This window comes from Schaalia sp. (assembly GCF_050312375.1).
Classification (GTDB): Bacteria; Actinomycetota; Actinomycetes; order Actinomycetales; family Actinomycetaceae; genus Pauljensenia; species Pauljensenia hyovaginalis.
This window is the reverse complement of the sequence record NZ_JBNOYB010000101.1, coordinates 1-4799: the sequence shown is the minus strand read 5'-3', so window position 1 is coordinate 4799 and position 4799 is coordinate 1. Positions and strand designations below refer to the sequence as shown.

The 4799-nt window shown below is 67.1% G+C and carries 4 protein-coding genes; 1 reads left to right on the top strand and 3 read right to left on the bottom strand.

All coding sequences use genetic code 11. The annotated features are described in order from the left end of the window. The coding region (locus ACQY7V_RS07720; RefSeq protein WP_428639656.1) for a PASTA domain-containing protein at positions 1–987 on the top strand (987 nt) is incomplete at its 5' end. 69 nt (positions 988–1056) lie between these two features. On the opposite strand, the gene ACQY7V_RS07715 is transcribed toward ACQY7V_RS07720, so the two are convergent. The 3 genes from ACQY7V_RS07715 to ACQY7V_RS07705 form a co-directional block, all read right to left on the bottom strand. Then, a complete protein-coding gene (locus ACQY7V_RS07715) occupies positions 1057–2487 on the bottom strand; it encodes a class II 3-deoxy-7-phosphoheptulonate synthase (protein ID WP_407822772.1) in 1431 nt (476 codons plus the stop codon). Continuing rightward, positions 2484–3701 carry a pyrophosphate--fructose-6-phosphate 1-phosphotransferase gene (locus tag ACQY7V_RS07710; protein WP_235361558.1) on the bottom strand — a complete coding sequence of 406 codons (1218 nt, stop codon included), beginning with the start codon at positions 3699–3701 and terminating at the stop codon, positions 2484–2486. Before ACQY7V_RS07710 ends, ACQY7V_RS07715 begins: the two co-directional genes overlap by 4 nt. Positions 3702–3839: 138 nt before the next feature. Continuing rightward, a complete protein-coding gene (locus tag ACQY7V_RS07705) occupies positions 3840–4673 on the bottom strand; it encodes a lysophospholipid acyltransferase family protein (protein ID WP_235361559.1) in 834 nt (277 codons plus the stop codon). Between the last annotated feature and the right edge of the window lie 126 nt (positions 4674–4799).

The window sequence follows — 4799 nt, the reverse complement described above, 5'->3', positions numbered from 1 at the left end:
GCCTCATCCCCCCTCCCCGAGCCCCTGCCCGCGACATCCCAAGCGGTGGTGCGCGCCCACGGACCCGAGTCCCAGCCCCCCGCGAAGGCGAAGAAGCGCCGCAGGATCGGGCGGATCATCGCCGTGCTCGTCCTTCTCGCGATCATCGGCACCGGCGGGGGCTGGTGGTGGTGGACCGAGTACGGTCCCGGCTCCTACATCACGATGCCCCAGACGGCCCTGCGCTCGGCGAGCGCCGTCGAGTCCGATCTGGCGGCTCTCGGCCTCGGCACGATCCTCGAGGAGGAGTTCTCGGACACGGTGCCCGAGGGCCAGGTGGTCTCTTCGGATCCCGAGGGCGGTCAGCCCGTTCACAAGGACGCGGAAGTGCGCCTCGTCGTGTCCAAGGGCATCGACATGCGCATCGTGCCCGATGTCGTGGGCTCATCGAAGGCGCAGGCCGCGGCCCTCCTCGAAGCCGCGGGACTCGCGCTGGGCGATGTCGAGGAGGAGTTCTCCGAAGAGGTCCCCGAAGGGTCGGTGATCTCGCAGAAGATCGAAAAGGACTCTTCGATTCCCCACGACACGCAGATCGGGATCGTCGTCTCCAAGGGACGCGAGCCCCTTTCCGTTCCGAAGCTCGCCGGCCTGTCCGCCGATGATGCGAAGACCGCGCTCGAAGATCTCGGACTCTCCCCGCACCCGACTGAGGAGTTCTCCGATTCGGTTCCCGCGGGCACGGTCGTCTCCCAGTCGACCGCGGAGGGCACGACCCTCTTCAAGGGCGACGAGGTCTCATACGTCGTCTCGAAGGGCCCGGAGAACGTTCAGGTCCCCTCGGTGCAGGGCAAGCAGGAGAGCGAGGCGATCGCGATCCTTCAAGGAGCCGGACTTCAGGTCCGCGTCGAACGCGTGCTCGGCGGGATCTTCGGCACCGCCCGCTCCACCGATCCCGGTGCGGGCGATGTCGTCAAGATCGGCTCGACCATCACCCTGTACGTCGTCTGACCCCCCTGGAACCTCTGGGCGGGGGCCCGACGCCAGCGCGTCGAGCCCCCTGCCGCATTCTCGCCGGGATCACTCCCCGGAGCGTTTGAGGTGCTCCGCGACCTGGAAGGCCAGCTCCAGGGACTGCTGATGGTTGAGCCTGGGATCGACCAGCGTCTCGTAACGGCTCGCCAGAGAGGCCTCATCGAGCTCCTCGGAACCGCCGACGATCTCGGTGACATCGTCCCCGGTGAGCTCCACGTGGATGCCGCCGGGGACCGTCCCCGCGTCGTCATGCGCCTCGAAGAAGCCCTTGACCTCATCCATGATCGTCTCGAAGCGCCTGGTCTTGTATCCGGACGAGGAGGTGATGGTGTTCCCGTGCATGGGATCGGTCATCCAGGTGACCGGACGGCCATCGGCCTTCGCCGCTTCGAGCAGGGCCGGCAGGCGGTCGCGGATGCGATCAGCGCCCATCCTCGTGATGAAGGTCAGCCGCCCCTCCTGGCCGTCGGGATTGAGGCGCTCGACGAGGCCGAGCATCTGCTCCGGCGTGGTCGTGGGGCCCAGCTTCACGCCGATCGGGTTGCGGATGCGGCGCAGGAGCTCCACATGCGCGCCGTCAAGATCGCGAGTCCGCTCCCCCACCCAGAGGAAATGCCCGGAGGTGTCATACGCACGGCCGGTCCGCGAATCGATGCGGGTCATCGCCGACTCGTATTCGAGGAGGAGCGCCTCGTGGGAGGAGTAGAGATCCACTTCCCGAAGCGAATCGAAGTCCGCACCCGCGGCCTCCATGAACTTCACGGCCCGATGGATCTCCTCCGCGAGGGACTCGTAGCGCGCATATGACGGATTGGCGGTGAATCCCCGGTTCCAGTGATGGACGAGCCTCAGATCCGCGTACCCGCCCTTCGTGAAGGCGCGGATGAGGTTGAGGGTCGCCGCCGCATGATGGTAGGTGTCGAGGAGCCGGTGCGGATCGGGGATCCGGGCCTCGGCCGTGAACTCGAAGGAGTTCACGGCGTCACCGCGGTACGAGGGCAGGGTGACGCCCCCGCGGGTCTCCGTATCCTTCGATCGCGGCTTGGCGTACTGGCCCGCGATGCGCCCGATCTTGACCACCGGCATCGATGCGCCGTAGGTGAGCACGACCGCCATCTGCAAAAGCGTCTGGATCTTCAAACGCAGGTGATCCGCCGTCGACTCCGCGAAGGTCTCCGCGCAGTCGCCGCCTGTGAGCACGAAGGCCTCTCCCCTGCCCGCAGCGCCGAGCCACTCGCGCAGGTCATCCACTTCACCTGCGAAGACGAGCGGAGGCTGGCGCCTCAGCTTCGCCGCGACCTCGCGGACCGCCTCCGCATCCGGGTAGTCGGGCTGCTGAACGGCGTCGTGCGAACGCCATGAATCCCAGGGGGCGTCGCTCCCCGAATCCGGGGCGTTCAACTGTTCCGGATCGTGGTGGATCGAGTCGCGGACGTATCTCGATCCACCACGACCGGGCTTGACGGGCAGGTTCACTTCGCCGCGGGCTTCACATCCTGGCCGATTTCGGCCATGAGACCGGTGAACCATTCCTGCGTGATGTCGAAGGGCTTGCCGCCGGCGATGCGCGGGAAGGCGATGGCGGCCAGACGATCGCCGTTCTCCTCATCGTGGCCGATGACACCGGATTCGCCCCTCAGAGCGCATTCCACGGCATAGTCGGTCATCGACTTGATGAGGCGCAGGTCCTCGGCGTTCGCGCGCGAGGAGCGCGAGAAGTAGCCCGACTTCTGGACCATGACCTTCTCGGCGCCGATCTTCGCCGCGAACTGCTTGGCGAACCACTGTCCGGGGTTGATCGTGTCGAGCTTGACGTGACCGAAGGGATCGCGCTGGACCTCCAGGCCGGCGGCCTCCATCTCGGCGATGATCTCGGGGACGCCCGCGCCCTCGGAGAGGAAGATGTTGACGTTGCCCTGCGCGTCCATGATCGCCTTGAGCCGCTCGGCCTCGGCATCGATGTCGATCGCCATTTCGGGCAGGAAGATGGCGTGGATGTCCCAACGCTCCTTCGACAGGCCGATCGAGGGCACCCATTCCTGGGTCTTCAGCCACTCGTGGTACTCCTTCGACCCCGCAGCGGTCAGCCAGCCGCAGTGACGTCCCATGATCTCGTGGATGATGAGCATGCGGGGGTTCGAGCGGTGCTCGCCGATCACGTTCTGGGCGTACTCGGACACCTCTTCGGCGGCGGTCCAGGCGCCGAGCGACTGACGGATCGGGATCACGTCGTTGTCGATCGTCTTGGGGAGGCCGACGACCGTGAGGTGGTAGTCGTGCTCCTCGAGGTAGGCGGCGAGATCGGCCGCGGTCGTGTTCGTGTCATCGCCGCCGATCGTGTGCAGGACGTCGACGCCGTCGGCGCGAAGCTGCTCGGCCGCCTTCTGCAGGGGGTTCTCGCCCTCGGCGACGAGACCGCGCTCAACGAGGTTCTTCGCGTTCGTCAGCTTGACGCGCGAGTTTCCGATCGGGGAGCCCCCGAAGCGGTGGAGGATCCCCGCGTGCTTGCGGGCCTCCTCGTCCACGACGACGTAGTTGCCGGTGAGCAGGCCGTGGTAGCCGTTCTGGTACGCGATGATCTCGATCGAAGGATCGATCTCGTTGTAGCGCTCGATGAGACCGCCGACCGCGGAGGAGAGGCACGGGGCGAAACCACCGGCAGTGAGCAGAGCGACGCGGCGAACCGACATTGATGACACCTTTCAGCGTTGAGATCGTGCGGCCGGACGGCGCGCACGCACCGGGTTCATCCTACCCGGAGGGCGGGGATGGGCATGGGCCGCCCGTCCCGCGGACTCGGTCCGCGATCAGAGCGTCCGCGCGGGGGCTCAGGGCGTGGGCCCCGATTCATCGTTCGCGCCCGCAAGAGGCCCCTCGCCTTCACGCGGGTCCTCGGGGCGCTGAGGGACCTCGACGACGGGCGCGGTCCTGCCTCCGGGCGCGGGCCTCCCATTGGTCGGCACAGGGCCGTCGAACTTGCCCTCGGCGGCGAGCTTCGCCTTCACATCCGCGGCGTAGAGGTCCACGTACTCCTGGCCCGACAGGAGCATGAGGTTGTACATGATCTCGTCGGTGATGGCCCGCAGGACGAAGCGGTCCTTGTGGAGGCCCTTGTAGCGCGAGAAGTCGAGCGGCTCGCCGATCACCATGCCGATATTGGTCCGCGAGGGGAACTTCTGGCCGATCGGCTGTGCGGCATGGGTGCCGATCATGGCGACCGGGATGACGGGGGCGCCCGAGAGGAGGGCGAGGCGCGCGACACCGGTCTTGCCCCTGTAGAGGCGCCCATCGGGTGAACGCGTCCCCTCGGGGTAGATGCCGAAGAGCTCGCCCGAGCGGAGGCGCTCGAGGCCCGCCTTGAGGGCGCCTTCAGAAGCCGAGCCCCCGGAGCGGTCGACGGGGATCGTGCCGACTGCGCGCATGAACTCCTTCGTCGCCCATCCCTTGACGCCGGTGCCGGTGAAGTAGTCGGCCTTGCCCATGAAGACGACTTCGCGATCGAGCATCATCGGCAGGAAGACCGAATCCCACACGGCGTTGTGATTGGAGGCGAGAATCGCCGGCCCGGACTCGGGGACGTTCTCCTTCCCGCGGATCCACGGCTTGTAGGCGGCCTTGAGAATCGGGCCACCGGTTGCTTTGAGTGCCTGGTAGAACGCCACGGCTCCTCCACGAGTTCGTCGAGTCACGGATCAGCATCCACTCTATGCCCGTTTCCCCGCCACCGCCTCCGGCAGGCCGCTACGACCGGGGTACGGACACTCGTGCGCGCGCACCTGCACAGGTGC